The sequence below is a fragment of the Actinomyces bowdenii genome (assembly GCF_017592395.1).
In the GTDB taxonomy this organism is placed as follows: Bacteria; Actinomycetota; Actinomycetes; order Actinomycetales; family Actinomycetaceae; genus Actinomyces; species Actinomyces bowdenii.
Map to the genome: position 1 here is coordinate 1 of NZ_JAGFOU010000054.1, position 605 is coordinate 605.

Consider the following 605-nt stretch of genomic DNA (forward strand, 5'->3'; position numbering starts at 1 on the left):
GATTGCATAACGAAAACCTCTCAGGAACGAGCCGTCATGAGCAAGGGTATCACAGGCCTGGACAGGGCGCAGTTGAACCGTCTGGTGGAATTAGTAGTAAGGGATGAGGGGATCACTGGGGTGCCAAGGATCCTGGAGCCCCTCCAGAGCGTGCGGGTGACGCTGATGTATCTGCGTACCAATGCCTCTCAGGAGGCGATCGCCGAGATCATGGGGGTCTCCCAGCCCACGATCTCGCGGGCGATCGCGGTGATCACCCGGATCATCGCCAGGACCCTGGGCCCCCTGCTGGCCACCGCCGAGGAGGTCCCCCGCACCGGGGTGTACATCATCGATGGGACCCTTCTTCCCTGCTGGAGCTGGAAGGATCAGCCCGCACTGTTCTCGGGCAAGCACAAGCGCACCGGCCTGAACCTGCAGGTGCTGGTCGGCCCCACCGGGCGCCTGCGGTGGGCCTCCGACCCCCTGCCGGGAGCCACCCATGACGCCAAGGCCATCACAGCCTCGGGCGTTCTGGAGGGGCTCGACCTCGCCTGCTGCATCGGTGATAAGGGCTACGTCGGTACAGGAATTACCGTCCCCTACAAGAAACCACCCAACGGCGA

1 protein-coding gene is annotated in these 605 nt (G+C 64.0%); it reads left to right on the top strand.

The genetic code is table 11. The features are described 5' to 3' along the window. Positions 1-165 precede the first annotated feature (165 nt). Positions 166-605: transposase family protein (locus J5X07_RS12750; RefSeq protein ID WP_279596233.1), on the top strand; the 440-nt coding region annotated here is incomplete at its 3' end.